A 23,792-nucleotide genomic window follows, 5' to 3' on the forward strand; every position below is an offset into this window, starting at 1 on the left:
GGTGCGGGGTTTTTGTTAACAGGGGGCCCCTCCTATGCACGAGGCGTTAATAGGGGACCCCTCCTTACATCTCGGCGCGTGCGGGGGGCCGTTGGGCGACGGGTGTGGGCAGGTGCGGTCGCCTGGGCCGGTCACCCCGGCTAACCTGCCCGGAAGAGACGCAGGTCATACCTGAGCGACGAGGAGATCACGGCATGAGTGAGGCGTTGGCCAATCTGCTGAACGAGACGCGCCAGTTCCCGCCGCCGGCCGAACTCGCCGCCGCCGCCAACGTGACCGCCGACGCGTACGGCGAGGCCGAAGCCGACCGGTTGGCTTTCTGGGAGCGCCAGGCGGGGCGGCTGAGTTGGGCGAAGCAGTGGGACCAGGTGTTGGACTGGTCGAATCCGCCGTTCGCGAAGTGGTTCGTCGGTGGGCAGTTGAACGTGGCGTACAACTGTCTCGACCGGCATGTCGAGGCCGGCCGGGGCGACAAGGTGGCGATCCACTGGGAGGGTGAGCCGGGTGACACCCGCACCATCACCTACGCCGAGCTGCATGAGCTGACCTGTCAGGCGGCGAACGCGCTCACCGACCTCGGGGTGGTGGCCGGCGACCGGGTGGCGATCTACCTGCCGATGGTCCCGGAGGCGGCGGTGGCGATGCTGGCGTGCGCCCGGATCGGCGCCACGCACAGCGTGGTCTTCGGTGGTTTCTCCGCCGAGTCGCTTACCAACCGGATCCAGGACGCCTCGGCCAAGGTGGTGATCACCGCCGATGGTGGTTACCGGCGGGGCAAGCCGTCGGCGTTGAAGCCGACGGTGGACGAGGCGGTGGCGAACTGCCCGTCGGTCGAGCATGTGCTGGTGGTCCGCCGCACCGGTGAGGAGGTCGCCTGGTCGGCAAAGGACCACTGGTGGCACGAGACGGTGGAGGTGGCGTCGACCGCGCACACCGCCGAGGCGTTCGACGCCGAGCACCCGCTGTTCATCCTCTACACCAGCGGCACCACGGCCCGTCCGAAGGGGATCCTGCACACCTCGGGCGGCTACCTGACGCAGGCGGCGTACACGGCGCACGCGGTCTTCGACTTGAAGCCGGAAAGCGACGTCTACTGGTGCACCGCGGACATCGGCTGGGTGACCGGGCACTCCTACATCGTGTACGGCCCGCTGGCCAACGGCGTCACCCAGGTGATGTACGAGGGCACCCCGGACACCCCGCACAAGGGACGCTTCTGGGAGATCGTCGACAAGTACCAGGTCACCATCCTCTACACCGCGCCGACGCTGATCCGGACCATGATGAAGTGGGGCGAGGACATTCCCGCCGGCTTCGATCTCTCCTCGTTGCGGCTGCTCGGCAGCGTCGGTGAGCCGATCAACCCGGAAGCCTGGATGTGGTACAGGCAGCACGTCGGGCGGGGCGAGTTGCCGATCGTGGACACCTGGTGGCAGACCGAGACCGGCAGCATGATGATCTCGCCGCTGCCCGGGGTGACCGCCGCCAAGCCGGGTTCGGCGATGACGCCGCTGCCGGGCGTCGTCGCCGACGTGGTCGACGACCAGGGCCAGTCGGTGCCGAACGGCGGCGGTGGCTACCTGGTGCTGCGCGAGCCGTGGCCGTCGATGCTGCGCACCATCTGGGGCGACGACAACCGGTTCATCGAGACGTACTGGTCGCGGTTTGGTGCGGGTGCGAGCGGCAATGCCGAGGATCCGTGGATCTACTTCGCCGGTGACGGGGCGAAGAAGGACGACGACGGGCACATCTGGCTGCTCGGCCGGGTCGACGACGTGATGCTGGTGTCGGGGCACAACATCTCCACCACCGAGGTGGAGTCGGCGTTGGTCTCGCATCCGTCGGTGGCCGAGGCGGCGGTGGTGGGTGCCACCGACCCGACCACCGGACAGGCGATCGTCGCGTTCGCCATCCCGCGCGGCACCACCGAGACCGGCGGTGAGGCGGGCGAACAGCTCATCGCCGAGCTGCGTAACCACGTGGCAAAGACGCTCGGGCCGATCGCCAAGCCGCGGCAGATCATGCTGGTGCCGGAGCTGCCGAAGACCCGGTCCGGCAAGATCATGCGCCGGTTGCTGCGGGACGTGGCGGAGAACCGTTCGCTTGGCGACGTGACCACGTTGCAGGACTCCTCGGTGATGGAACTGATCGCTTCCGGCATGGGTGGCGGCAAGTCCGACGAGGACTGACGACAGGCGTACGACTCGACGGGTGGCGGTCCGCATGCGGACCGCCACCCGTCGTCGTGTCGGTGCAGAGCCGGCCGGAAAAAATATCCGGCAACAATCGAAGCTGACCCCTTCCCACCAGCCCCAGTAGTGCCTAAATTCACCAGTGGCCCCAATTCACGGAGGCCATTTCACCGGCCCACAACCCCCGATGGGCCGGTTCCCTCGATCCGGAGGTACCACGTGCGGAAAGTCGCAGTGGGTCTGCTCGGGCTTTCTCTGACAGCGACAGGACTGACGGTCGGCGCATCCGCCGCCGCCGCGCCGATGGCGGAGCCATCATCGGCCGCCCCCTCCGTCGCCGAGCCCGCCCACGCCGAACATGACCTGCCGAACCCGCTGGAGGAGAAGCGGCGCGCCCTGCGTCAGGAGGGCCTGAGCGAGGTTCTCTCGGGCCGCGCCAAGACGGAGCGGATCAACGGCAGCACGGTGGTCAAGGTCGGCGACCGGGCCGTCCGTGGCGGCGAGGCCGGTCGTGACGCCAGGACCAAGAAGGGTGGCAAGGGTCCCACCGAGCGGCAGTACGTCGAGCTGTCCCGGGAACGGACCGACCAGATCTTCGTCATCCTCGCCGAGTTCGGCAACGAGCGGCACCCCGACTACCCCGACCAGGACACCGACCCGGACGTCGCCGGCCCGGCCCGGTTCGACGGGCCGCTGCACAACGAGATCCCGGAGCCGGACCGGCGGGTGGACAACTCCACCGTCTGGCAGCCGGACTACGACGCCGACCACTTCCGGAAGCTGTACTTCGGCACCGGCCCCGGCGACGAGTCGGTCAAGCAGTACTACGAGGCCCAGTCCTCCGGCCGCTACAGCGTCGACGGCGTGGTCACCAACTGGGTGACTGTGAACTACAACCAGGCCCGGTACGGCCGGTCCAGCGGCTACCCGTGCGGCGACATCGTCTGCGACAACGTCTGGGAGCTGGTCCGCGACGCGGCCAACAAGTGGGTGGCCGACCAGCAGGCGGCCGGCCGCAGCGACGAGGAGATCGCCGCCGACGTACGGGCGATGGACCAGTGGGACCGGTACGACCACGACGGTGACGGCGACTTCAACGAGCCGGACGGCTACATCGACCACTTCCAGATCGTGCACGCCGGTGGCGACATGGCCGACGGTGACCCGATCTACGGTGAGGACGCCATCTGGAGCCACCGCTGGTACGCGTACTTCTCCGACCAGGGTCGTACCGGTCCGCCGAACTTCCCGGCCGGCGGCACCCAGATCGGCAACACCGGCGTCTGGATCGGTGACTACACGATCCAGCCGGAGAACGGCGGTCGCAGCGTCTTCTACCACGAGTACGCGCACGACCTCGGTCTGCCCGACGACTACAACGTCATCAGCGGCGGCGACAACAACAACGAGCACTGGACCCTGATGGCGCAGAGCCGGCTCGGTGCCAAGAACGACGGTGGCATCGGTGAGCGCGGCGGTGACCTGGGCGCCTGGAACAAGCTCCAGCTCGGTTGGCTCGACTACGAGGTGATCCGGGCCGGCGACAAGCGCACCCTGGTCCTCGGCCCGCAGGAGTACAACACCAAGGAGGCCCAGGCCGCCGTGGTGGTGCTGCCCGAGCGGGAGTACACCTTCGACAACGGCGCGCCGTTCGAGGGGACCAAGCAGTTCTTCTCGGGTAATGCCGACGGCCTGAACAGCACCATGACCCGGACGTTCGACCTGACCGGGAAGTCGTCGGCGACGCTGTCGATGAAGGGCCGCTACAGCATCGAGGAGGAGTACGACTACCTCTTCTTCGAGACCTCCACCGACGGCGGGCAGACCTGGATGCCGCGGCCCGGCACGGTCGACGGCACGCCGCTGAAGGAGATCTCCCCCGGCCGGTTCGCCCTCGACGGCAGCTCCGGCGACGAGTGGGTCGACGTCGAGATCCCGCTGGACGCGGTGGTGGGTGGCCAGGTCGGTTTCCGGCTGCGGTACCAGACCGACGGCGCGGTGTCCGAGGGCGGCTTCTTCGGTGACGCGGTCACCCTGACCGCCGACGGCGCGACCGTCTTCGTCGACGGTGCCGAGGACGGCGCGGCGGACTGGACGTTGGCCGGTGGTTTCGAGGTGGTCGAGCAGACGTACACCCGTGACTTCGCGAACTTCTACATCGCGGGCACCCGGCAGTACATCTCGTACGACAAGTACCTCAAGACCGGCCCGTACTTCTTCGGGTACGCCAACACCAAGCCGGACTACGTGGACCACTACCCGTACCAGGAGGGTCTGCTGATCTCGTACTGGAACACCCGGTGGGCGGACAATGACACGTTCGCGCACCCGGGTGAGGGCCGGAACCTGATCATCGACTCCCGGCCCCGGCCGATCTACAACCTGACCGGGCAGCCCTGGCGGGCCCGGATCCAGGTCTACGACGCGCCGTTCAGCCTGAAGAAGGCGGACTCGATCACGCTGCACCTGAACAGCCAGCCGCAGTACATCCGTGGCCAGGCCGCGCAGCCCCTCTTCGACGACACCAAGCAGTACTGGTTCCCGGAGCTGCCCAACCACGGCGTCAAACTCCCCGCCACCGGCACCAAGATCAAGGTGCTCGAACAGAACGGCATCTACACCAAGGTCCGCTTCTCCTAACCCCTCAACCTGAACCAACCGATGCCCCGGGCAGTCCCTGCCCGGGGCATCGCCCGTACCCGCCCCACCCCGTCGACCGCGCCCAGCAGGGTGAGCAGCGCCGAGGTCATAGGGTGTCGGTTATGACCGAGCAGCGCGGCGAGACCGTCGACGAGTCCTGCGTCCTCACCGAGGGGCCGTGGACGCACCGGTTCGTCGGCGCCAACGGCAGCCGCTTCCACGTCGTCGAGGCCGGCACCGGGCCGATGGTGCTTTTCCTGCACGGCTTCCCGGAACACTGGTGGGCGTGGCACCAGCTGCTTCCCGCGGTCGCCGACGCCGGTTTCCGCGCCGTCGCCGTCGACCTGCGCGGTTACGGCGCCAGCGACAAACCACCCCGGGGGTACGACGGCTACACCCTCGCCGCCGACGTCGCCGGCATGATCCGAGGGCTGGGCGAACGCTCGGCCACTGTGGTCGGCACCGGCTCCGGCGGAATGATCGGCTGGACCGTCGCGTCGTTCCACCCCAGGCTGGTACGCCGGTTGGTGGTGCTCGGTGCCCCACATCCGCTGCGGCTGCGCGCCGCGATCTTCGCGGATCCGCGCGGGCAGTTCACCGCAGCGACTCCCACGTTGAAGTTCCAGCTACCCCGCTACGAGCACGTCCTCACTCGGGACGGAGGTCGGGCGGTCGAGGAGATCCTGCGCCGTTGGGGTGGGCCACGCTGGGTCGCCGGTCCGGACTTCAACGGGTACGCCAGCCGCTACCGGGAGGCCATGCGCATCCCGCAGGCCGCGTTCTGCGCGCTGGAAGGCTACCGGTGGGCGTTCCGGTCGGTGTTGCGGTTGCACGGCTACCGGTTCGTCAAGTTGATGCAGCGGCCGCTGGTCACCCCCACCCTGCAACTGCACGGCGCGCTGGACCAGGCGTCGTTGCCGCGTACCGCCCAGGGCTCGGGCCGCTACGTCAGCGCACCGTACGAGTGGCGACTGCTCGACCAGATCGGACACTATCCGCACCTGGAGGCACCGGAGCTGGTGCTGGGCGAGGTGCTGCGGTGGGCCAAGTCCTGAGCGGCGCGGACCCGCTCAGACCCGCTGCTCCCGCAGGTCGGTGACCTCGGTGACGGGCGCCCAGCCCTGATAGACGCCGAAGTCGAAGGCTTCCAGGCGCATCGCCTGGGCGACCGGCCAGCGTCCTCCGGTGTACTCGACCCGCAGCCAGCCCTCGTGCTCGCCGAGCACGATGAACGGCTGTCCCTTCCAGGTGCAGGTCGTCCGGACGTACGCGAACTCCTCGACCTCGCCGGCCGGCACGACCCGGACGTACCGACCCGGCCGGACCTCGACGAAGCCGTCGCCCGGTTCGGTCCGGTAGAGCCGGATCTCGCCGCCGTCCGGGCTGGCCTGGTATTCCTGGCCCCGCCAGCGGGCCACGTAACCGTCACGCATCACTGCTCACCGACCCGCCGCCAGGACAGCGTGTCGGCGTCGAGGACCGCCACCAGGCGTTCCGTGCCGTCCGCGCCGAGGCGCAACAGCTGCGCGCCGTGCGGCAGCCGCACGCTGTCCACCTTGAACTCGGCGAGCACGTCGCTGCTCTCGCCCGGGGCGAACCCGTTACCCCGGAACGGCGGCCGCTCGATGACCCAGCCTTCCATGGCCCGCATGGCCGCCTCGCTCTGCCCGCCGTACGGGATCCGGTAGAGGCTCGGTCGGTACGCCGGCCACCGCAGCACGTAGATCTCGTCCGCGTCCGCGGCGAACGGCGACTCCGCGTGGTGCAGGCCCAGCGCCCGGTACAACTGCGCCGGGGTGGTCAGGTGGGCCAACTCGGTGGCCCGGTGCACGAAACCGGAGACCCGGTCGTAGCCGCGATCCAGGTAGTAGCCGAGCTGGCTCGATGCGATCGCCTTCTGCATCACGATCGGCCGCGCCGGGTCGGCGGGTGCGGACTTCCGTTGGCCGGCGGACGGCTCGGGTGCGCCGGCGCTCGGCTCGGGCTCACTCTCGGGGTCGTCACCGAGGCCCAACTCGGTCGCCCAGTTGGCCAGCCCGACGATCTGCTCACCGGGCAGCTTCGCCCCGACCGGCGTACCCGCATTGACGGCGAACGACCACGACGGATCCGGCCACTGGCGGATCAGCTGCACGAAGCGGACCTGGATCGTGTCGGCCGCCGGGTCGGTGTGGTCGGCGAAGCGCCGCGGCGAGGTGTAGCCCAGCACGAAGGTCTGGCCGTCCAGTTGCACGGTCGGCCAGACGAAGCCCGGCTCACCGGGTCGGCTGCCGGCAGCCGAGTCGGCTGCCACCGGCATCAGGACCCGGGCCAGCAGCAGGGTGGAGAGGAAGGTGTCGGTGTTTCCGGCCATCGCGGCGCTGAGCAGTTCCTCCTCCACCTCGTTGGCGGGTCGGAACTCGGCGGCGGCTGGTTCGCTGGCGGCGGTTGGTTCACTGGCGGCGGCCGGCCCGGACGTGGCGGCCTCCGGCACCGGCTGCCCGCCGTGCGTCTCGTGCGACGCGGCGGGTGACGCGGCCACCGCCGGGTCGGCTGGTTTCGGCCCAGTCTGCGCGAACGCCGTGGTGACTGCCTCGTCGGCCGCTGTCGTCGGCTCCACCTGGACCGGCCCGCCCGCGTCCATCCGCAGCGCAACCGTGGGCTCCGCCGGGAACGAGACCGTCGGCTCCGCCTGGAAACTGACCGTGGGCTCCGCCGGGAACGAGACCGCCGGCTCCGCCTGGAAACTGACCGTGGGCTCCGCCGGGAACGAGACCGCCGGTGGCGCCTGGAGCGGGACGGTCGGCTCCGGTGTGACAGGCGGGGTGGGCGCCGTCCTGATTCCCGGCTCCGGCTCGCTTTGCTCCTGCCTGGTCGTCTGGTCGGCAGGAGCGAGAAACCCGCCGGTGTCGGGTGCCGTCCGGCCGGGGACGGTGGCCTCCGGCACGCCGACGGGCGACGGGGCGAACGGCGCGTCGGTGGGCGGGCGGCTCGGCCGGGGCGTGGACGGCGGCGGGCGATCCTCGAAGGCCGGTGTGATGGTGAGGTCCCGGGCCTCGATGATGGTGCCCTCGATGACGATCGGGGTGAACCCGCGGCGCGGCGCGGGCGGGCTGGAGACCGGCTCCGCGATCGACGGCGATTCCTCCGTGGGCTCTGTCGGCGGGCGGCGGGGCAACGTCTGGGTGGTCTCGTCCGAACCGCCCGCCGACGAGGCCGGCGGACCGGTCTCGTGGTTGCGCCACAGCGGGCGGGTCGGCTCCGACCCCGGACCGGCAGGTGCGATCAGCGGCTGGGTGGCCTCGCTACCCGGTTCCGGCCGAGCCGGCCCGGTGGAGCTGTCGTCGTCGGTGAAGACGAAGGCACGCGGCTCGTCCTGGCCGGGCGGGGTGGCGGCCGGACCTCTCCTGGGGAAAGGCTGCCCACCGCGGCCAAGTCGGGACGGCGGGGTGGCACGATCGGCCAGCCGGTCGGCGCGGGACGCGGGACGACCGCTCGCCGGTTCGAAAAACGATCGCCGGCCTGCCTGGTCGGCACCGGCGTCGGCGGGACGACCGTTCGTCGGCGGCCCGGGCCGTTCGGGCGCGACGGGCCGTCCCCGTAGCGGAGCACCGGCCTCCTCGACCCGAAGTGGCATCGGCCGACGTGGAGCCGTTCGCGCCGCGTCCGGAACGATCCGTCCGGCGTCCGCCGGCTCGGCTGTCGAGCCGGCGGGACGTGGATCGTACGGCCCGGTGCTCGGCGTGGACACGGGCATGTCGGGGAGCGGGAAAGCCGGCGGGACCACGGGAGGCGACCCGGGACCCGCGTCGGCCGGTCGCTGGGTCGGTGCCCAGAGCGGCGACGGTTTCGGCCCGAGCGGTGCGCCGGTCGCCGTACCCGCGTCGCGCGGCCGGTCCGGACCGGCCGCGCGCGACCGGTTCAGCGCCTCGACCCGCTCCAGTCGGTCCCGGGTGCCCACCGGCCGGCCGGGCAGTCGTACGTCGCCTCGGGACAGCTGGGAGACGTACCAGGCCGGCAGGTAGCCCTCGACCGGCAGGCCGGGATTGACGGCCAGCCACCACTCGTGGTTCGGCCAGTTCGCGGCCAGCTCCGCGTACCCGATGCGTCGGCTCGGTCCGGCGTACTCACCGAGGCAGGCCCGCACCGCCTCGATGGAGGTGAAGGCCAGCACGTGGGTGCGGCCACCTGTGGTCCAGGTGCCCCACCCGGCCGGGGCATGGCCCGGGGGCGCCTCGGCCGAGATCGGCAACAACAGCTCGACGCGGGACAGGATGCGGAAGTAAAGCTGCTGATCGTTGTTGCGTAATGCATCTCGCATCGCCGCCTCGGCCTCGGTGGCCGGCTCCCATGCGGTCACGGCCACCCCTCCTCCCGGGCACAGGCCTTAAGTATCGGTTACAACCTACAAGGTGACCCCCGGATCACAATGGCAGCCTGGCGGTGGGACACCGACCGACTCCGAAGGAGATAACATCCCGTTCCGCTGTCGACACGATACGGAGGCGGTCGATGTCCCGGTGCAGCCCTCGCCTGCTCCTCGTGGGGCTGGCCGCCGCCTTGCTGGTCGGTTCGACGGGCGGTGCGGTGGCCGTTGCGGCGCGAGCGGCGCCACACTGCACGTCACCGCCGGCCCCGGTCCGGCCGGTCTCCACCGTGCCGTGGCCGCAGCAGCGCTACGCCCCGGAGCGGCTGTCGCCGCTGGCCACCGGGTCGGGAGTGACCGTGGCGGTGATCGACTCAGGGGTGGACCGGCGACACCCACAGCTCGCCGGGCAGGTGCTGACCGGCACCGACCTGCTCGACCCGGGTGGCGACGGGACGCTGGACTGCGTCGGCCACGGCACCGGAGTGGCGAGCGTCATCGCCGCCGCGCCACAGGACGGGATCGCCTTCCGTGGACTGGCGCCGGACGCCCGGATCCTGCCCGTACGCATCAGTGAGCAGCAGGTGGTGGAGGGCCGGGGTTCGGGACGTACGGTCGGCGCGGACGACTTCGCCCGGGCGATCCGGTGGGCGGTGGACAACGGTGCCGACGTGCTCAACCTCTCGGTCGTGCTGTACGCCGACCATCCGGCGGTACGCGCGGCGGTCGCCGCGGCCCTCGCAAGGGACGTGGTGGTGGTCGCCGCCGCCGGTAACCTGCACGGCAGCGGCGACCCGAGGCCCTACCCGGCCGCGTACGACGGGGTGCTCGGGGTCGGCGCGGTGGGCGGGGACGGGGTCCGCGCCGCCTTCTCCCAGGCCGGTGCGTACGTCGATCTGGTCGCTCCCGGCACGGACGTGCTGATCGCGGCACCCGGCCGAGGTCATCACCGGGCCGAGGGAACCAGTTACGCCGTTCCCTTCGTGGCGGCCACCGCCGCCCTGCTGCGCCAGTACCGCCCCGAACTCAGCGCGGTGGAGGTGGCCGCCCGGATCGTCGCCACCGCTGACCCGGCACCCGAGGGCGGGTACGGGGCGGGTGTGCTCAACCCGTACCGGGCTGTCACCGAGACCGGCGGGGTTCCGCATCCGGCGGGATCGCCTGTCGTACTCGCCGATGAGGGGACCGATCCGGCGCTGGTGGCTCAGCAGGCCCGACGTGTCGACGCCCGACGGCGGGCGGTGTGGATGGCCGTTGCCGGTGTGCTGACGGTGGCCGCCATCGCGGTGGCGGCCGTGGTCGTGCCCGCCGGCGTGCGGCGGCGATGGCGACCCGCCGACCCAGGCTGAGCAGGTCGGTCACCGCCAGCCGGATCCGCGCCCCGGCGGCCACGCCGGTCAGGTCGCCGACCCCCGGCGGCCACGCCGGTCAGGTCGCCGGACCTGACCGGCGCTGCGGTCGGTGGTGCGTCGGCGTCACCGGAGTCAGTTCACTGGAACAGGCCGACGTTCTTCTTCTCGGTGTCGAGATAGTCGGCAGCGGATTCGTCCACCGCCACCTTGATGTCGCGCAGCATCGCCTGGAGATCCTGTGAGGCGTTGCGCCACCGGGCCTGCCGTTGCTCGTACGCCTGCTGTGCCTCGCCACCCCAGGTGGCCACCAGCGGAGCCGCGTCGCGCTCCAGCTGGCCGAGCTGCGACTCGAGCGTGTTCAACGCCCGCTGGATGTCCGCGCTGGCCTGCTGCAACGCGGCGAAGTTGACGACCAGCACACCGTGTTCCATCGGATGTCTCTCCCCCTCAGTCGTGGGCTAGAGCGGCAGCTGGATGCCGCCGCGGTTGGTGGCGGAGACGCGGCCGGCCGCCTCGGCGTCCGACGCGTCGTAGTGGGCGCCGGCGGTACGAACCGCGCCCGCGGTCTCCCGCAGCGCCTGTTGCAGGCTCGCCTGATCCTGCGCCCACTGCTGTTTGACCTGCTCGAACGAGCGGCCACCGGCCCCGCGCCAGGCCTGCTGGAGGACTTCCAGCTGGGCCAACAATCCGCTGAGCATCGACTGCAACGACTGGTCCACCTGCTCGAACTTCACCGCGGTCTGCTGCATCACCGCGGCCTCTGCCTGGGTCTGAGACACCCCGACGTCACCTCGTCTCCTCGGTCGTGGCTGGCCCTGCGGTGGGGGTGCACCTTCCACGACCCCGGAGGATGGGTGCGCGTCGTGGGACGGGCCAACGAGAACTCGTCGCTGACGGTAGCGGTGCGGTCGCGTTTCTGCTACCCCATCGCCCTCCCCTGTGGACAACGCATCCCGAATCGGCCGCTACGATGTGCGGCAGCGAGGTTGCTGCGGGTGATCGCGAGGAGGAGCGGTGACGACGACCGGAGCGTCGGCCCCGCTCGCGAGCGAGGTCCGGGCGGCACCGGCCTGGCCCGGCGAGCGGTGGCGGACGGGCCGGCCGGGGGTCGGACAGGTCGTCACCGTCCAGGTCGCGCTGGCGGTGCTCGTCGCCGTGCCGGGTCGGGGCGCGGTGCCGACGCTGGCGGCGGTCCTGTCGGCGGCGGCGTTGCTCGCCCTGGCCGGGTGCCGGGTCCGGCAACGGTGGCTCTACGAGTGGCTGCGCATCGGCCTGAGCTACCTCGCCCGTCAGCGGGCGACAGTCCCCGACGTCGGCAGCACGGCACTGCTCGACCTGGTGCAGCCGGGCAGCGTGGTCCGCTCCGTCGAGCTGGGCGGGACCCCTGCCATGGTGCTGGAGGACCGGGCTGGTCTGGTGGCCCTGCTGGAGATCGGCGATCCGGCCGATCTGCTCGGTGACGGCGCGCAGCGGATACCGTCTCCGGCGTCCCTGTTGCCGACGGGCACCGAGCCGACCCCGGGCGTACGGGTCCAGCTCGTGCTGGCCGGCGCGGCGGCCCCGGCCGTCGGCCTCGGTGGTGGCCCGGCGGCCACATCGTACCGGCAGCTCACCGACGGGCAACTGGCCGGCGGGGAACGGGCGGTGCTGGCGGTCCGGGTGTCCCGGATGGAGGGTTGGCCGGAGCCGGCGCTGCGACACTTCCTCGCCGGCACGGTCCGCCGCCTCGTCCGGCGGTTGGCGCCGCTGGCCGTGCGGCCCCTGGGTGCGGAGCCCGCGCTGCGGATCCTCGCCGATTTCGCCCACCATGACGGGCGGCCGGTGCGGGAGTCCTGGCAGACCGTCCGGTGCGGTGGGTTGTTGCAGACCACGTTCTGGTTGCGGCGCTGGCCGGCGGCGGACACCGCGCCTCGGCTGGTGCCCCGGTTACTGGCGTTACCGGTGACCGCGACCACCGTGTCGCTGCATGCCGAGACCGACCGGCCCGCGTCGATCGGGCTGACCGTACGCCTCAGCGCGGCGACCGCCGCGGAGTTGTCCACCGCCGCTGCGGCGTTACGTCGGGTGGTGGCGGCCGGTGGTGGCCTGGTGGAGCGCCTCGACGGCGCGCACCTGACCGGCCTCGCCGGCACCCTGCCGTTGGCCCTGCCCGATACCGGGTCGAGGGCGGGCGCGATCACCGGCCCGGCGGACCTGGTGCTGCCGTTCGGCTCGGCCGGGCTGATGCTGGGCGCCAACCGGCACGGCAACGCGGTGGCCGTGCGGTTGTTCCGCCCGGTGGGCACCCGGGTGATGCTCGTCGGCGGGTTGCCCGCCGCCCATCTGGTGACCATGCGGGCGCTGGCGCTCGGTGCCCGAGTGGTCGTCCAGACCAACCGTCCACGGGCCTGGGAGCCGTTCGTACGTGCGCTGAGCATGCCGGGCACGACGATCCCGGTGGTGCCGCCGGGCCGGTCGGTGCCGGGCGAGCCGGCCACGTCGTTGGCCCCGTTGCTCCTGGTGCTGGACGCGCCGCCGCCCACCGGTCCGCGCCCGGGCAGCGGTTGGCAGACCACCCTGCTGGTACGCGACGAACTCACCGCTGCCGACGCGGACGCGCTGGGCCGGGCCGACCTGGCGGTGCTCCAGCCGTTGAATCCCGCGGAAGCTGCCGTCGCCGGTACCGCGCTGGGGCTCGGTGAGTCCGCACAGTGGCTGACCCGGATCCGGCACGACATGGTGGCCGTGGTGAATCGGCGCGCCCTGCGCTGGGCGGTGCTCGCCAGCACTCCGATCGAGGCGCAGCTGATCGGTCGTCCGTCGCGGCGTTGAGCTGGACGATCTCGCGGGTTCCGCCGGTACGCCGGCCATGGCACCATGCCCGCCATGGGTTTTCTGAAAGGTCTACTGATCCGGATCGGCGCCACGGCGGTGGCCTTCTGGCTGGCCACACTCGTCATCCCCGGCATTTCGCTGGACACCCCGTCGGTAAGTGAGACGGTGCTGACGCTGGTCCTCGTGGCGATCATCTTCGGCGTGGTCAACGGGGTGCTCCAGCCGATCATCAAGACCGTCGGCTGCGGCTTCTACCTGCTCACTCTCGGTCTGATCGCGCTCGTGGTGAACGGCCTGCTCTTCCTGCTCACCGGCTGGATCGCCGACCAGGTGGGACTGCCCTTCGAGGTGGACGGCTTCTGGCCGGCCGCCGTGCTGGGCGCGCTCTTCGTCGGCATCGTCACCTGGATCCTCGGCGCCATCCTCGACCGCGACTGACACCTGATCGTGGGGTGGTCGCCGCCGCAGGGACGGCGACCACCCCGCCACGGGGTTAGGGTCACCTGTGTGTTCACTCTGCGCCGTGCCGACGGTTACACGATCAGCACCGACCCGGATCTGCTCGACCTGGAGCGGGTGCACAGCTGGCTCGCCACCGACTCGTACTGGGCGATGGGGCGCGACCGCGAGACGGTGACGCGGGCGTTCGCCGGCTCGATCGGGTTCGGCGTCTACCGGCCCGAGGACCGACGCCAGGTCGCCGTCGCCCGGGTGATCACCGACGGGGCCACCTTCGGTTATCTCTGCGACGTCTACGTCGACCGGGCCGAGCGGGGTCGCGGGCTGGGCACCTGGCTGGCCGGCGCGGTCCGTGACCACCTCGCCGAGCTGGGCGTACGCCGGCTGCTGCTGGCCACCGTCGACGCGCACGGGGTGTACGAGAAGGTCGGCTTCGGTCCGGTACGGGCCGAGCACTGGATGGAACTCGACAGCCGAGTGCCAGCCGTGAGCCCGCTCACCGGCAAGGATCAGCCAGCGGGTCAGCCCCTTACCGTGGACTCGTGACACCACTCCGCCTCGGATACCTCTACGGCCTCGGCGCGTACCTGCTCTGGGGGATCTTCCCCCTCTACTTCAAGCTGCTGCGCCCGACCGGTCCGGTGGAGATCCTGGCGCACCGGGTGGTCTGGTCCGTGGTGTTCGTCGCCCTGCTGCTCGGCGCGATGCGCAACATCGGTTTCCTGCGGCGGTTGGGACGCAGGCCGCGTGCCCTGGCCGGGATCGGCGCCGCCGCCACCCTGATCGGGCTCAACTGGTTCACCTACATCTACGGCGTCAACTCCGACCGGGTGGTGGAGACGGCCCTCGGGTACTTCATCAACCCGCTGGTGGTGGTCCTGCTCGGGGTGGTGGTGCTGCGGGAGCGGCTGCGCCGGGTCCAGTGGATCGCGCTGGGTGTCGGCGCGCTGGCGGTGGCCGTGCTGACCATCGACTACGGCCGGCTGCCGTACCTCGCGCTCGTCCTGGCCTTCAGTTTCGGCGGCTACAGCCTGGTCAAGAAGCAGCTCGGGCTGCCCGCCGCGGAGGGCCTGTTCGTCGAGTCGGCCATGCTGATCCTGCCCGCCCTGGCCTATCTCGGCTGGCTCACCAGCAGCGGCGAGGCCACCTTCGGTCACGTCTCGGCCGGGCACACGACGCTGCTGGTGCTGTCGGGCGCGGCGACCGCCGTGCCGCTGCTGCTCTTCGCCGGTGCCGCCAACCGGCTTCCGCTGACCAGTCTGGGCATGCTCCAGTACGTGGCCCCGGTCCTCCAGTTGGCCTGCGGGGTGTTGATTTTCCACGAGCCGATGCCGCCGGCTCGCCTGGCCGGCTTCGCCCTGGTCTGGCTGGCTCTGATCATCTTCACCGCCGACGCCGTCCGGCAGACCCGGCAGACCCGGCGCGCCCGGCGGGCGCACCTGGCCGCCACCTCGCCGGACGCCCTACCCGCTCCCCGCTGACGCCGGCCGCTGTCGCGGCCGCCGGGCGTGGGACACCGGTCAGCGGACGTCGTAGGCGAGCACCGGGGTGCCGTCGGCGCGGATCAGTTCCAGCCGGACCAGTTCGGCGTTGGTGAACTGGGTAGCCCCGGTGATCCGCAGGTCGTCGCCGGGAGCTGCCCGCCACGAGCCGATCTGCTCCGTCTTGCCGTCCGCGGCGTGCGCCACCAGCCGGAAGGCAAGCGCCTTGCCGTAGCCGGCCCGCTCGTCGTAGCCGCAGTGCATTGTCACTTCGGTGCCCCAGTCGGTGCCCCGGAAGCCGATCTCCGCGTGCACGGGTGTCGAGCCGGACACCGGTTCCATCTCGACCATCCGCAGCTGCGCCAGCGAGGGCGGCGTGGCCGGCTGTTCGCCGGGCAGCACCGTCGCCACGCCGAAGCCGACGATCAGGGCGAACGCTGCCGCCGCCAGGCCGATGACGGCGTACCGCAGGCGGTTGGCCTGCCGCTCGCGGCGTCGGCGCTCCCGGGCGGCGGTGAGCAGTTCGGGCACCCGGGGGTTCTCCGGTGGCGGGAGGAACTGCTCCAGGCTGGCCGGGTCCAACCGGCCCAGCAGGCCGGGCAGCACCGCGATCTCGGAAACCGACTGCTGACAGGCGGGGCAGTCGACGAGATGCCGTTCGTAGGCCGCCCGGTCCGCGGGCGAGAGGGCACCCAGCACGTACGCCCCGTCGTCGTACGCGAAGTCGCAGCGGCTCATCCGGTCACCCCCATCTCGGCCAGAACCAGCCGTAACGAACGCAAGGCGTAGTGCGTCCGGGACTTCACAGTGCCCGGCGGCACACCCAGCCGGGAAGCCGCCTCCGCCACCGACCGACCCTGGTAGAAGCATTCGACCAGGACATCCCGATGGGAGGGGCTGAGCCGGTTGAGCGCCTCGGCCACGGTCCACGCCTCGACGGCGCGTTCGGTCTCGTCGACCACCTCCGGCGGTTCGGGCAACTCGTCGGTGTATACCTCGCCGACCCGGGTGGAGCGTCGCCGCCAAGCGTCGATGGCCAGGTTGCGCGCGGTGGTGAACAACCAGGCGCGCACCGAGCCGCGGCGGGGATCGAGCGACTCGGGATGTCGCCAAGCCCGCAGCAGCGTCTCCTGCACCAGGTCCTCGGCCCGTTGCCGGTCGCCGTTGACCAACCGCAGGGCGTGCGTGTACAGCGCCTCGCCATGCTCGTCGTGCAGGGCGCGCAGCAGGTGGGCGTCGTGGTCGCTGATGGTCCTCTCCTCGCTCTCGCAACGAGCGGGCGCGGTGTTACGACAGCAGATACGTGCGGTCACGCCGATCGGTTCAGACCCAGCTCAACCTGGGATTCCCAGCGCGGTTCATCGCCGTTCACGCGCCGGCTGATCGGTGCTCACCGCACCCTCCTAGCGTCCGGCGGGTACGCGCTGGTGAGCTGCGCCGGCGTGCTCCGACCCCCAGGAGGCTCCGCCCCATGAGCGACCGTCACCGGCTGCTGCCACTGCTGCGCACCCCCCGCCACGGCAGCCGCGACGCCATGACCTGTCTTTACCGCTGCGGCAACGCCTGTGACCACCCGGTTCCGAACACTTCCGACAACGCGTACTTCGGCGATCTGGTGAGCGCCGAGGTGTCCCGCCGTGGCGTGGTCCGCGCCGGTGCGGTCGGCGCGCTGGTGCTCGGTCTCGGCGGCACGGCCGGGGCGTCGGTCGCCGCCGGCCCGGCCGGTGCGGCACCCGGCGCCGCGGCGAACCCGCCGGCGTGGCCCACCACGCCCGGCATCGGCAACGGCGCGTTGACCTTCACGCCCATTCCGCCGAACACCCTGGACACCTTCGTGGTGCCCAACGGGTACGACCACGCCGTGGTGATCCGTTGGGGCGACCCGGTGGTGCCCGGCGCACCGGCCTTCAACCTCCGCCGGCAGACCGCCGCCGCGCAGGCCAAGCAGTTCGGCTACAACAACGACTTCGTCGGTGTGCTGCCGCTGGACAAGGGCGGCAAGCGGGCGCTGCTCGTGGTCAACCACGAGTACACCAACGAGGACCTGATGTTCCCCGGCTTCACCAGCCAGGAGGCGCTCACCGTCGAGCAGATCAAGGTGGCGATGGCCGCGCACGGCATGTCGGTGGTGGAGATCGAGCGGGTCGCCGGCACCGGCCAGTGGCGGACGGTCACCTCGGGCCGTCGCCCGTACAACCGCCGGATCGACGCGCTGAGCAGCGCGTTCGAGCTGACCGGTCCGGCCGCCGGCTCGGCCTTCCTGAAGACCGCGGCCGACCCGAAGGGTCGCACCGTCATCGGTACGCTCAACAACTGCGCCGGTGGTGTGACGCCCTGGGGCACGGTGCTCTCCGGCGAGGAGAACTTCAACCAGTACTTCGTCGGCGGTGACGCCGCGCCGGAGGCGGACAAGCCGCGACTGGCCCGGTACGGCATCACCACCACCGCCCGCTACCCGAGCGGCAGCCGCAAGTGGGATCGCGCGGCCGACCGGTTCGACCTGGCCAAGCACCCCAACGAGGCGAACCGGCACGGCTGGGTCGTGGAGATCGACCCGTACGACCCGGGCAGCCGTCCGCGTAAGCACACCGCGCTGGGCCGGTTCAAGCACGAGGGTGCGAACGTCATCGTGGCCCGCAGCGGGCACGTGGTCGCGTACATGGGCGACGACGAGCGCTTCGACTACCTCTACAAGTTCGTCTCGGACCAGAAGTTCATGAAGGGTGACTCCCCGGTCGCCCGCCGGCACAACCTGACGCTGCTGGAATCCGGCACGCTCTACGTGGCCCGGCTGGAGCAGACCAGCGCCGACGAGATCGACGGCTCCGGCAAGCTGCCCGCCGACGGCGCCTTCAACGGCCAGGGCCGTTGGATCAAGTTGGTCAGCGGCAACCGGTCGTACGTGGACGGGATGACCGCCGCCGAGGTGCTCACCTTCACCCGGTTCGCCGGTGACAAGGTGGGCGCGACCAAGATGGACCGTCCCGAGGACGTCGAGCCGAGCCTGCTCACCGGCAAGGTGTACGTGGCGTTGACGAACAACTCCAACCGGGGTGTCGGCAGCAACCCGAGGGCGGACGAGGCCAACCCGCGTACGGCCAACCGGCACGGGCAGATCCTCGAACTGGTCGAGGATCAGGGGGACAACACCGCACAGACCTTCACCTGGTCGCTGCCGATCGTCTGCGGTGACCCGGCGGACGCGTCGACCTACTTCTCCGGGTACGACAAGACGAAGGTTTCGCCGATCTCCTGCCCGGACAATGTGGCCTTCGACGCCACCGGCAACCTCTGGATCTCCACCGACGGCAACGCGCTGGGCAGCAACGACGGCCTGTTCGCCACCGCCGTGCAGGGGCCGGAGCGTGGTCACCTCAAGCAGTTCCTGACCGTGCCGCGCGGCGGTGAGACCTGTGGACCCTTCATCACCGGCGACAACCGGTCGGTCTTCGTGGCGGTGCAGCATCCCGGCGAGATCACCGGTGCCACGGTCGAGAACCCGGCCTCCACCTGGCCGGACGGCGACTACGCCAAGCCGGGCGTGGTGGTCACCTGGCGGCTGGACGGCGGCCCCATCGGTAGCTGATCCGCAGCCGGCGTCCGTCCGCCCGGTCGCCGGCCGACGGCCCCCTCCCCACCAGGGAGGGGGCCGTCGTGTGCTCAGCTCTCGGCGGCCAGGCAGTCGGCGAGCGTACGGGCGGCGGCGAGCAGTTTCGTCCGGACCACCCGGGCGGAGGTCATCATCTCGCTGGCCGGCAGCGCGCAGGCCAGCACCGTTCGCCGTTCCATGTCCTTGTCCGGGCTGATCAGCACCGCGGCACACGCGACGCCCTGTCGGTACTGACCCATCTCCAGCTGCATCCCGCGTCGTTCCCCGGCGGCCAGGTCGGCCTCGAACGCCTCGACAGTGGTCAGGGTGGCGCTGGTGAACGGACGCATGCCGTACTCGCGCAGGTAGCGGTGGCGCTGCTCGATGGTGAGCGTGGCCAGCAGGGCCTTGCCGAGCGCGGTGGCGTGCGCTCCCTCGTCGAACCCGGGGATGAGTTCCTCCAGGTGCGGCGAGCGGCTGCCCTCCGCCACGGCGGTGATCGCCACCTGGCCGCCCACGAACCGGCCGAGGAAGTGGCTCCAGCCGGTCTCCACGGCGGTCCGGCGCAGGTTCTCCCCGACCGCCGGTGAGCCGCGGAAGGCGGCGACCAGCTCGCGGTAGCGGTCGGCGACCTCCAGACCCACGATGTACGTGCCGTCCTCGCGACGGATCACGTAGCCCTCGTACGCGAGGGCGCTGCCCTTGACGTAGTCGTCCCAGCTGAGGTTCCAGTCGGTCCAGCCGTTGCCGTTCGCGAGCTTGCGCTCTGTGCCCTTGACGATGATCGGGTCGCCGACCGTCGTGTTCTTGAACAGCCAGGCGCCGTTGGCCATCGAGACGTTCACGCAACCGTGCGACACGTTCGTGGTGCCCTGCTGGCCCTCGGACCAGGGCGCGGCGTGGATGAACTCGCCACCCCAGGTCAACCGCTGGGCGTAGTCGATCTTCGTTCGGTAGCCGTCCTCGGGGCCCAGCTCGTCGTACGTGTCGAAGACCGTCTTGCGCAGCTTCTCCATCACCACCATGGTGCCGCTGGAGGAGGGGGTGCTCTTCTTGCCCAGGCTCACCGGGATCGTCTTGACCGTCTCGCCGTCCCGGGTGACCACCATGCGCTTGGTCTTGTTGTCCACGGTCATCACGAGCTTGGGACCGACCTTGATGTCGACGGTCAGGTCGGCCCGGCCGTACCAGCCGTCACCCAGTGGCAGGCCACCCGCCTGCACCCGGTACGACACCTTGCTGCCGGCCTCCCAGAACTCCTTCGGCCGGTAGCGCACCTCGGTGGGGCTGACCCAGTGCCAGACGCCTTCCTGGGCCGGTGTCGAGGTCACAGTCATCCGCCGCTGGAGATCGGCCCGGTACTTCTCGGGGATCTCCCGGCCGAACTTCACGATCAGCGGCATGGCCACCCCGACGGTCTGGTCGTCGCCGAGGAAGCTGGTGATCCGTACCTGCTTCTCCGGCTGCTTCATCACGGTGAACGCGCTGGTGGCGGTCACCGGACGGCCGTCGTCGCCGGTCGCGGTGACGGTGGCGGTGTACGACCCGCCGTACTCCAGCGCCTTTGCCGGCAGCCAGCTCTTGCCGTCCTCGGCCAGCTCGCCCTCGACGGCCGCACCGGCCGCGTCGGTCAGCTCGACAGTGGTCTCCTGGGCCTGCTCGGCGGCGAAGGTGATCGCCGTGGCCGCGGGGACGTCCTTGGCGTCGACGGCCGGCTCGCTGATGCTCACCGACGCCTTCGGGGCCGGCTGTTCCTCGCCGCCCTGCCAGCCGGGCCCCTGGTCGTCGCCCTTGCCGCCGGTGCAGGCGGAGGTCAGCGCCAACGCCGTGGCGAGCACTGCCGCGGCGAGTGCCCTACGCCGCCGGTTGCGCTGGTCCCGAACTCGCATGGTGTCCTCACAGTCGTGGTCCGCTGCCGTTCACGTTCACAGACGCACCGGAAGTCCTACCCGTTGCGGATGGTGAACTGAAACACGTGAGTGCGGATTGTCCGGATGGTGACAGGACAGGACCGGCCGGTCGCAGCGGGGGTCGGGCCGGTCACGGGGCCCGGTCCTGCCACCGGCCGGGCCGGTCACAGGGCCGCGTCGGCGCCGCCCTCGGGGACCGGTAGCGCGCTGCCCTTGACGAACTCCGCCCAGCTCAGGTCCCAGGCCGTCCAGCCGTTGCCCTGCGCCAGCTTACGCTCGGTGCCCTTGATGGTGATGGGATCGCCGATCTTCGTACGCTCGAAGAGCCAGCGGGCATTCGCCGTCGACACGTTCACGCAGCCGTGCGAGACGTTCTCCCGCCCCTGCACGTGCTCCGACCAGGGCGCCGCGTGGATGTACTCGCCACCCCAGGTGAGCCGCTGGGCGAACTGGATGTCGGTGACGTAGCGGTTCTCCGGGTCCGGGTCGTCCATGGTGTCGAAGACGGTGGCCTCCTTCTTCTCCATCACCACCAGGGTGCCGCTGGAGGAGGGGGTCTTCGTCTTGCCCAGGCTGACCGGGAGCGTCTTGATCAGGTTGCCGTCCTCGTACACCCGCATCTGCTTGTCGGAGTTCGTCACCTTCATCTCGAAGGCGGACCCGATCTTGGCGGTGGCCTTGCGGTCGATGTTGCCGTACCGGCCGTTGCTCAGCGGGATACCGGCGAGCGCGATCCGCACGGTGAGTTTGGTGCCGGCCTTCCAGTACTCCGGCGCCCGGTAGTACGCCTGGGTGCCGTTGCTCACCCAGTGCCAGGCACCCGGCTGCGGCGGATCGGTCTGCACGAACATCCGCTTCTGCACCTTGGCCCGGTCCTTCTCCGGGATGCCCGGGTGGAACTCCGCCACCACCGGCATCGCCACCCCGTACGTCTTGTCGTCGAAGAGGTAGAGCCCGGAGGTGATCATCGAGCTGGGCTTGGCCATCGTGGTGAAGGTGCTGGTGCCCTCGCTGACCGTGCCGTCGGGCTGGCTCGCGGTGACCTTGGCGACGTAGGTGGTGGACCACTTCAGCGGCGCCGACGGCACCCACGAGGAACCATCCGTACGCAGCTTGCCCTTGACCTCCTTGCCTTTCTCGGTGGCGAGCGTGACCTGCGACACCGTGCTGCCGTCCGGCAGTTTCGCGCCGATCTCCACGCTCACCGGCCGATCCTTCGCACCGTCAGCCGGCGTGAGCGTCAACGGCGGCCCACTCGGCGCCCCGGCCGGCTCGGTGGCTACGCCACCGGTCGCGCCGGGGGTGGCCCCTTCCACGAACTGGGCACCACCGCGCTTCTCACCACAGCCCGACAGTGCCAACGACGCCGCCAAACCCAGGGTCGCCATGAACGCCCCGGATCGCGTGAACCTGCCCATCCCCACCCCTGTCTCACGCACCTGGCGGATATCGTGCCCTATCACTGCCGACCGGCATCAGCCGGTCCCAAGCCTTATGGGCGCTTTCTTCGCGTTCGCCGGGAAAGCTCGACCGAAGGGAGGAGCCCGGGATCGGATTGGAACCCGGTTCACCGCCCGTGCTAATGTTCTCCCCGTTGTCAGCGAGCGCCGCTAGCTCAACTGGCAGAGCAGCGGACTCTTAATCCGCGGGTTCGGGGTTCGAGTCCCTGGCGGCGCACCATCAACGACCTGCGCGTCGATCCTATTGAGGGTCGGCGCGTTTCGTCGTCCTAGGGCTGCGGGGGACCGAAGGGAGACCATCCGTCCCCGTAGCTGCTTCGTCACTGACTGCTTTTACTGCGCGCGGCACGATGCCGGCCATTTTCTCGGCCGCCTCCCGGGCGAGGCGGGGCGAGACGCTGGTGTATGTGTCGCGGGTCAGGGTGCTGGTGGAGTGGCCCAACTCCTCCTGGACGACCTTGATGTCGACGCCCCCTTCGAGGGCCAAGGTCGCGGCACCGTGCCGGAGGTCGTGCAGGCGGATCGGAGGTAGCCCGGACGCGGCGACCAACTCGTTGAAATGCTTGGTGACGTCGGCTGGATGCAGGGCGCTGCCGTCCTGGTGGGTGAAGATTCGCCCCGAGTTGTTCCACGTGCCGCCCCAGGCCAGGCGTTCGGCGATCTGACGCTTGCGCCACGCCTCGATGACCTTGAGGGTGATGTCATCGAGCGTGAGTTCACGCCCACCGGCTTCGCTCTTCGGGGCACCCGATTCGACCTTCCAGCCGAGTTGCACGAGCTGTTCGGTGATCTTGAGAGTGTGTGCCCTCTTGTTGAGGTCCACCCAGCGACTTCCGCACGCCTCGCCCCTACGGGGGCCGCGGTAGGCGATCAGGTGGTACAGCGGGTACAGGCGGTCGTTGTGGATGAAGTCGAGGAAGTAGCCGGTCTGTTCGGCCGTCCAGACCATCACCGGCGAGGGGCGCTCGGTCGTGTCGAGTTGGTCGATCTCCACGAGCAGCCGGTGAACGGCCGATACGTCGTGCCGCTCGCGGGCGGCACCGAGTTCGAGCACTGCCGCAGTGCGTCGTACTCGATTCTCCTTCCAAGCCTCCACACGCGCGTCGGTCCACATCAAGGCTTTCGGACGCTTGCCCGACTCAAGCTCCACCAGCGTGGCTGGGTTGATCGTGATCATCTGTTCCCGGATCCAGTGGTTGATCGCGGCCCGAAGCGTTGCCCGGATCCGCTGCTTCGTCGCCGCGCCAACGACGCGCCGGCCCTTGACCGTTCTCCGCTGCTCGGGATCGCCAGACACTCGTGCCGCCCGGATGAACTCGTTGTCGGCGTCGATCTCGTCGAACATCGTGGAGATGTGTACCCGCCGAAGTCGGTCGATCGGCAGGTGCCCGAGGTGAGGCTTCAGATAGAGGCGGATGTGGGCTGAGGTTCCCCCGGTTCGCCGGAGGGTTGGTTACCTGGCGCCGGTGGGCTCAGGCTGAACGATAGCCGTCTGGTCCTGTCGGGCCTGGTGGGTGTGCCAGGCGGTTTCGTACTCGTCTGGGGATCGC

At 70.5% G+C, this 23,792-nt stretch carries 17 protein-coding genes, 1 tRNA gene and 2 pseudogenes; 10 read left to right on the forward strand and 10 right to left on the reverse strand.

What is annotated here, in order from left to right:
• Positions 1-194: 194 nt before the first annotated feature.
• From acs to C1I93_RS13405, 3 genes are all read left to right on the forward strand, one after another.
• A complete protein-coding gene (gene acs / locus C1I93_RS13395; protein ID WP_111243598.1) occupies positions 195-2,189 on the forward strand; it encodes an acetate--CoA ligase in 1,995 nt (664 codons plus the stop codon).
• A gap of 237 nt (positions 2,190-2,426) precedes the next feature.
• The gene (locus C1I93_RS13400) at positions 2,427-4,832 is read left to right on the forward strand and encodes an immune inhibitor A domain-containing protein (RefSeq protein ID WP_111243599.1); all 2,406 of its coding nucleotides are present in this window, start codon (positions 2,427-2,429) and stop codon (positions 4,830-4,832) included.
• 122 nt (positions 4,833-4,954) lie between these two features.
• Positions 4,955-5,887 (forward strand): alpha/beta fold hydrolase, encoded by a 933-nt coding sequence (locus tag C1I93_RS13405; protein WP_111243600.1) that lies wholly within the window; start codon positions 4,955-4,957, stop codon positions 5,885-5,887.
• A 15-nt stretch (positions 5,888-5,902) separates the two neighbouring features.
• Here C1I93_RS13405 and C1I93_RS13410 read toward each other — a convergent pair whose 3' ends face one another.
• Together C1I93_RS13410 and C1I93_RS13415 are read right to left on the reverse strand one after the other, a co-directional pair.
• A complete protein-coding gene (locus tag C1I93_RS13410) occupies positions 5,903-6,268 on the reverse strand; it encodes a UCP033725 family protein (RefSeq protein ID WP_111243601.1) in 366 nt (121 codons plus the stop codon).
• Positions 6,265-9,171, reverse strand: a complete 2,907-nt coding sequence (locus C1I93_RS13415) for an SseB family protein (RefSeq protein WP_223256244.1) — start codon at positions 9,169-9,171, stop codon at positions 6,265-6,267. Before C1I93_RS13415 ends, C1I93_RS13410 begins: the two co-directional genes overlap by 4 nt.
• 152 nt (positions 9,172-9,323) lie before the next feature.
• Here C1I93_RS13415 and mycP point away from each other — a divergent pair, with 152 nt between their 5' ends.
• Complete coding sequence (gene mycP / locus C1I93_RS13420) at positions 9,324-10,526, forward strand: type VII secretion-associated serine protease mycosin (protein WP_111243602.1); 1,203 nt, start codon at positions 9,324-9,326, stop codon at positions 10,524-10,526.
• Between the two features lie 140 nt (positions 10,527-10,666).
• Here mycP and C1I93_RS13425 read toward each other — a convergent pair whose 3' ends face one another.
• Positions 10,667-10,960 carry a WXG100 family type VII secretion target gene (locus C1I93_RS13425; RefSeq protein WP_111243603.1) on the reverse strand — a complete coding sequence of 98 codons (294 nt, stop codon included), beginning with the start codon at positions 10,958-10,960 and terminating at the stop codon, positions 10,667-10,669.
• A gap of 27 nt (positions 10,961-10,987) precedes the next feature.
• On the reverse strand, positions 10,988-11,308 hold the full coding sequence (locus tag C1I93_RS13430) for a WXG100 family type VII secretion target (RefSeq protein ID WP_111243604.1): 321 nt from the start codon (positions 11,306-11,308) through the stop codon (positions 10,988-10,990).
• Between the two features lie 235 nt (positions 11,309-11,543).
• Between C1I93_RS13430 and eccE the strand changes: the two genes are divergently transcribed.
• The 4 genes from eccE (at position 11,544) to rarD (ending at position 15,283) form a co-directional block, all read left to right on the forward strand.
• A complete protein-coding gene (gene eccE / locus C1I93_RS13435) occupies positions 11,544-13,340 on the forward strand; it encodes a type VII secretion protein EccE (RefSeq protein ID WP_111243605.1) in 1,797 nt (598 codons plus the stop codon).
• Between the two features lie 54 nt (positions 13,341-13,394).
• On the forward strand, positions 13,395-13,781 hold the full coding sequence (locus C1I93_RS13440; protein ID WP_111243606.1) for a phage holin family protein: 387 nt from the start codon (positions 13,395-13,397) through the stop codon (positions 13,779-13,781).
• 69 nt (positions 13,782-13,850) lie between these two features.
• Positions 13,851-14,348 (forward strand): GNAT family N-acetyltransferase, encoded by a 498-nt coding sequence (locus tag C1I93_RS13445; protein WP_111243607.1) that lies wholly within the window; start codon positions 13,851-13,853, stop codon positions 14,346-14,348.
• Positions 14,345-15,283, forward strand: a complete 939-nt coding sequence (rarD, locus tag C1I93_RS13450; protein ID WP_111243608.1) for an EamA family transporter RarD — start codon at positions 14,345-14,347, stop codon at positions 15,281-15,283. Before C1I93_RS13445 ends, rarD begins: the two co-directional genes overlap by 4 nt.
• A 39-nt stretch (positions 15,284-15,322) precedes the next feature.
• Here the strand turns inward: rarD and C1I93_RS13455 are convergent, their stop codons facing one another.
• Together C1I93_RS13455 and C1I93_RS13460 are read right to left on the reverse strand one after the other, a co-directional pair.
• On the reverse strand, positions 15,323-16,021 hold the full coding sequence (locus C1I93_RS13455) for an anti-sigma factor family protein (protein WP_111243609.1): 699 nt from the start codon (positions 16,019-16,021) through the stop codon (positions 15,323-15,325).
• Positions 16,018-16,533 carry a sigma-70 family RNA polymerase sigma factor gene (locus C1I93_RS13460; RefSeq protein WP_111243615.1) on the reverse strand — a complete coding sequence of 172 codons (516 nt, stop codon included), beginning with the start codon at positions 16,531-16,533 and terminating at the stop codon, positions 16,018-16,020. Before C1I93_RS13460 ends, C1I93_RS13455 begins: the two co-directional genes overlap by 4 nt.
• Positions 16,534-16,754: 221 nt before the next feature.
• On the opposite strand from C1I93_RS13460, the gene C1I93_RS13465 reads away from it, so the two are divergent.
• Positions 16,755-18,869, forward strand: coding sequence for a PhoX family protein (locus C1I93_RS13465; protein ID WP_111243610.1), 2,115 nt, complete (start codon positions 16,755-16,757; stop codon positions 18,867-18,869).
• Between the two features lie 74 nt (positions 18,870-18,943).
• On the opposite strand, the pseudogene C1I93_RS31590 reads toward C1I93_RS13465, so the two are convergent.
• The 3 genes and pseudogenes from C1I93_RS31590 to C1I93_RS13475 all read right to left on the reverse strand — a co-directional run.
• Positions 18,944-19,564, reverse strand: a pseudogene (locus C1I93_RS31590) (IclR family transcriptional regulator domain-containing protein); the annotation flags it as partial.
• A pseudogene (locus tag C1I93_RS32475) lies at positions 19,553-20,761 on the reverse strand (L,D-transpeptidase); the annotation flags it as partial. The pseudogenes C1I93_RS32475 and C1I93_RS31590, both read right to left, overlap by 12 nt.
• Before the next feature lie 185 nt (positions 20,762-20,946).
• Positions 20,947-22,200 (reverse strand): L,D-transpeptidase, encoded by a 1,254-nt coding sequence (locus C1I93_RS13475; protein WP_111243612.1) that lies wholly within the window; start codon positions 22,198-22,200, stop codon positions 20,947-20,949.
• Positions 22,201-22,386: 186 nt separating this feature from the next.
• On the opposite strand from C1I93_RS13475, the gene C1I93_RS13480 reads away from it, so the two are divergent.
• Positions 22,387-22,462, forward strand: a tRNA-Lys gene (locus tag C1I93_RS13480).
• Positions 22,463-22,483: 21 nt separating this feature from the next.
• On the opposite strand, the gene C1I93_RS13485 is transcribed toward C1I93_RS13480, so the two are convergent.
• Positions 22,484-23,587, reverse strand: a complete 1,104-nt coding sequence (locus tag C1I93_RS13485; RefSeq protein ID WP_111243613.1) for a site-specific integrase — start codon at positions 23,585-23,587, stop codon at positions 22,484-22,486.
• Positions 23,588-23,792: the final 205 nt, after the last annotated feature.

It is taken from the genome of Micromonospora endophytica (assembly GCF_003236305.1).
In the GTDB taxonomy this organism is placed as follows: Bacteria; Actinomycetota; Actinomycetes; order Mycobacteriales; family Micromonosporaceae; genus Micromonospora; species Micromonospora endophytica.

Excerpts from the sequence above, each read along its gene's own strand:
- acs (WP_111243598.1), top strand. The coding sequence starts at position 195 with ATGAGTGAGGCGTTGGCCAATCTGCTGAACGAGACGCGCCAGTTCCCG.
- C1I93_RS13405 (WP_111243600.1), top strand. The coding sequence starts at position 4,955 with ATGACCGAGCAGCGCGGCGAGACCGTCGACGAGTCCTGCGTCCTCACC.
- mycP (WP_111243602.1), top strand. The coding sequence starts at position 9,324 with ATGTCCCGGTGCAGCCCTCGCCTGCTCCTCGTGGGGCTGGCCGCCGCC.
- C1I93_RS13425 (WP_111243603.1), bottom strand. The coding sequence starts at position 10,960 with ATGGAACACGGTGTGCTGGTCGTCAACTTCGCCGCGTTGCAGCAGGCC.
- C1I93_RS13440 (WP_111243606.1), top strand. The coding sequence starts at position 13,395 with ATGGGTTTTCTGAAAGGTCTACTGATCCGGATCGGCGCCACGGCGGTG.
- C1I93_RS13455 (WP_111243609.1), bottom strand. The coding sequence starts at position 16,021 with ATGAGCCGCTGCGACTTCGCGTACGACGACGGGGCGTACGTGCTGGGT.
- C1I93_RS13465 (WP_111243610.1), top strand. The coding sequence starts at position 16,755 with ATGAGCGACCGTCACCGGCTGCTGCCACTGCTGCGCACCCCCCGCCAC.
- C1I93_RS13475 (WP_111243612.1), bottom strand. The coding sequence starts at position 22,200 with ATGGGCAGGTTCACGCGATCCGGGGCGTTCATGGCGACCCTGGGTTTG.
- C1I93_RS13485 (WP_111243613.1), bottom strand. The coding sequence starts at position 23,587 with ATGTTCGACGAGATCGACGCCGACAACGAGTTCATCCGGGCGGCACGA.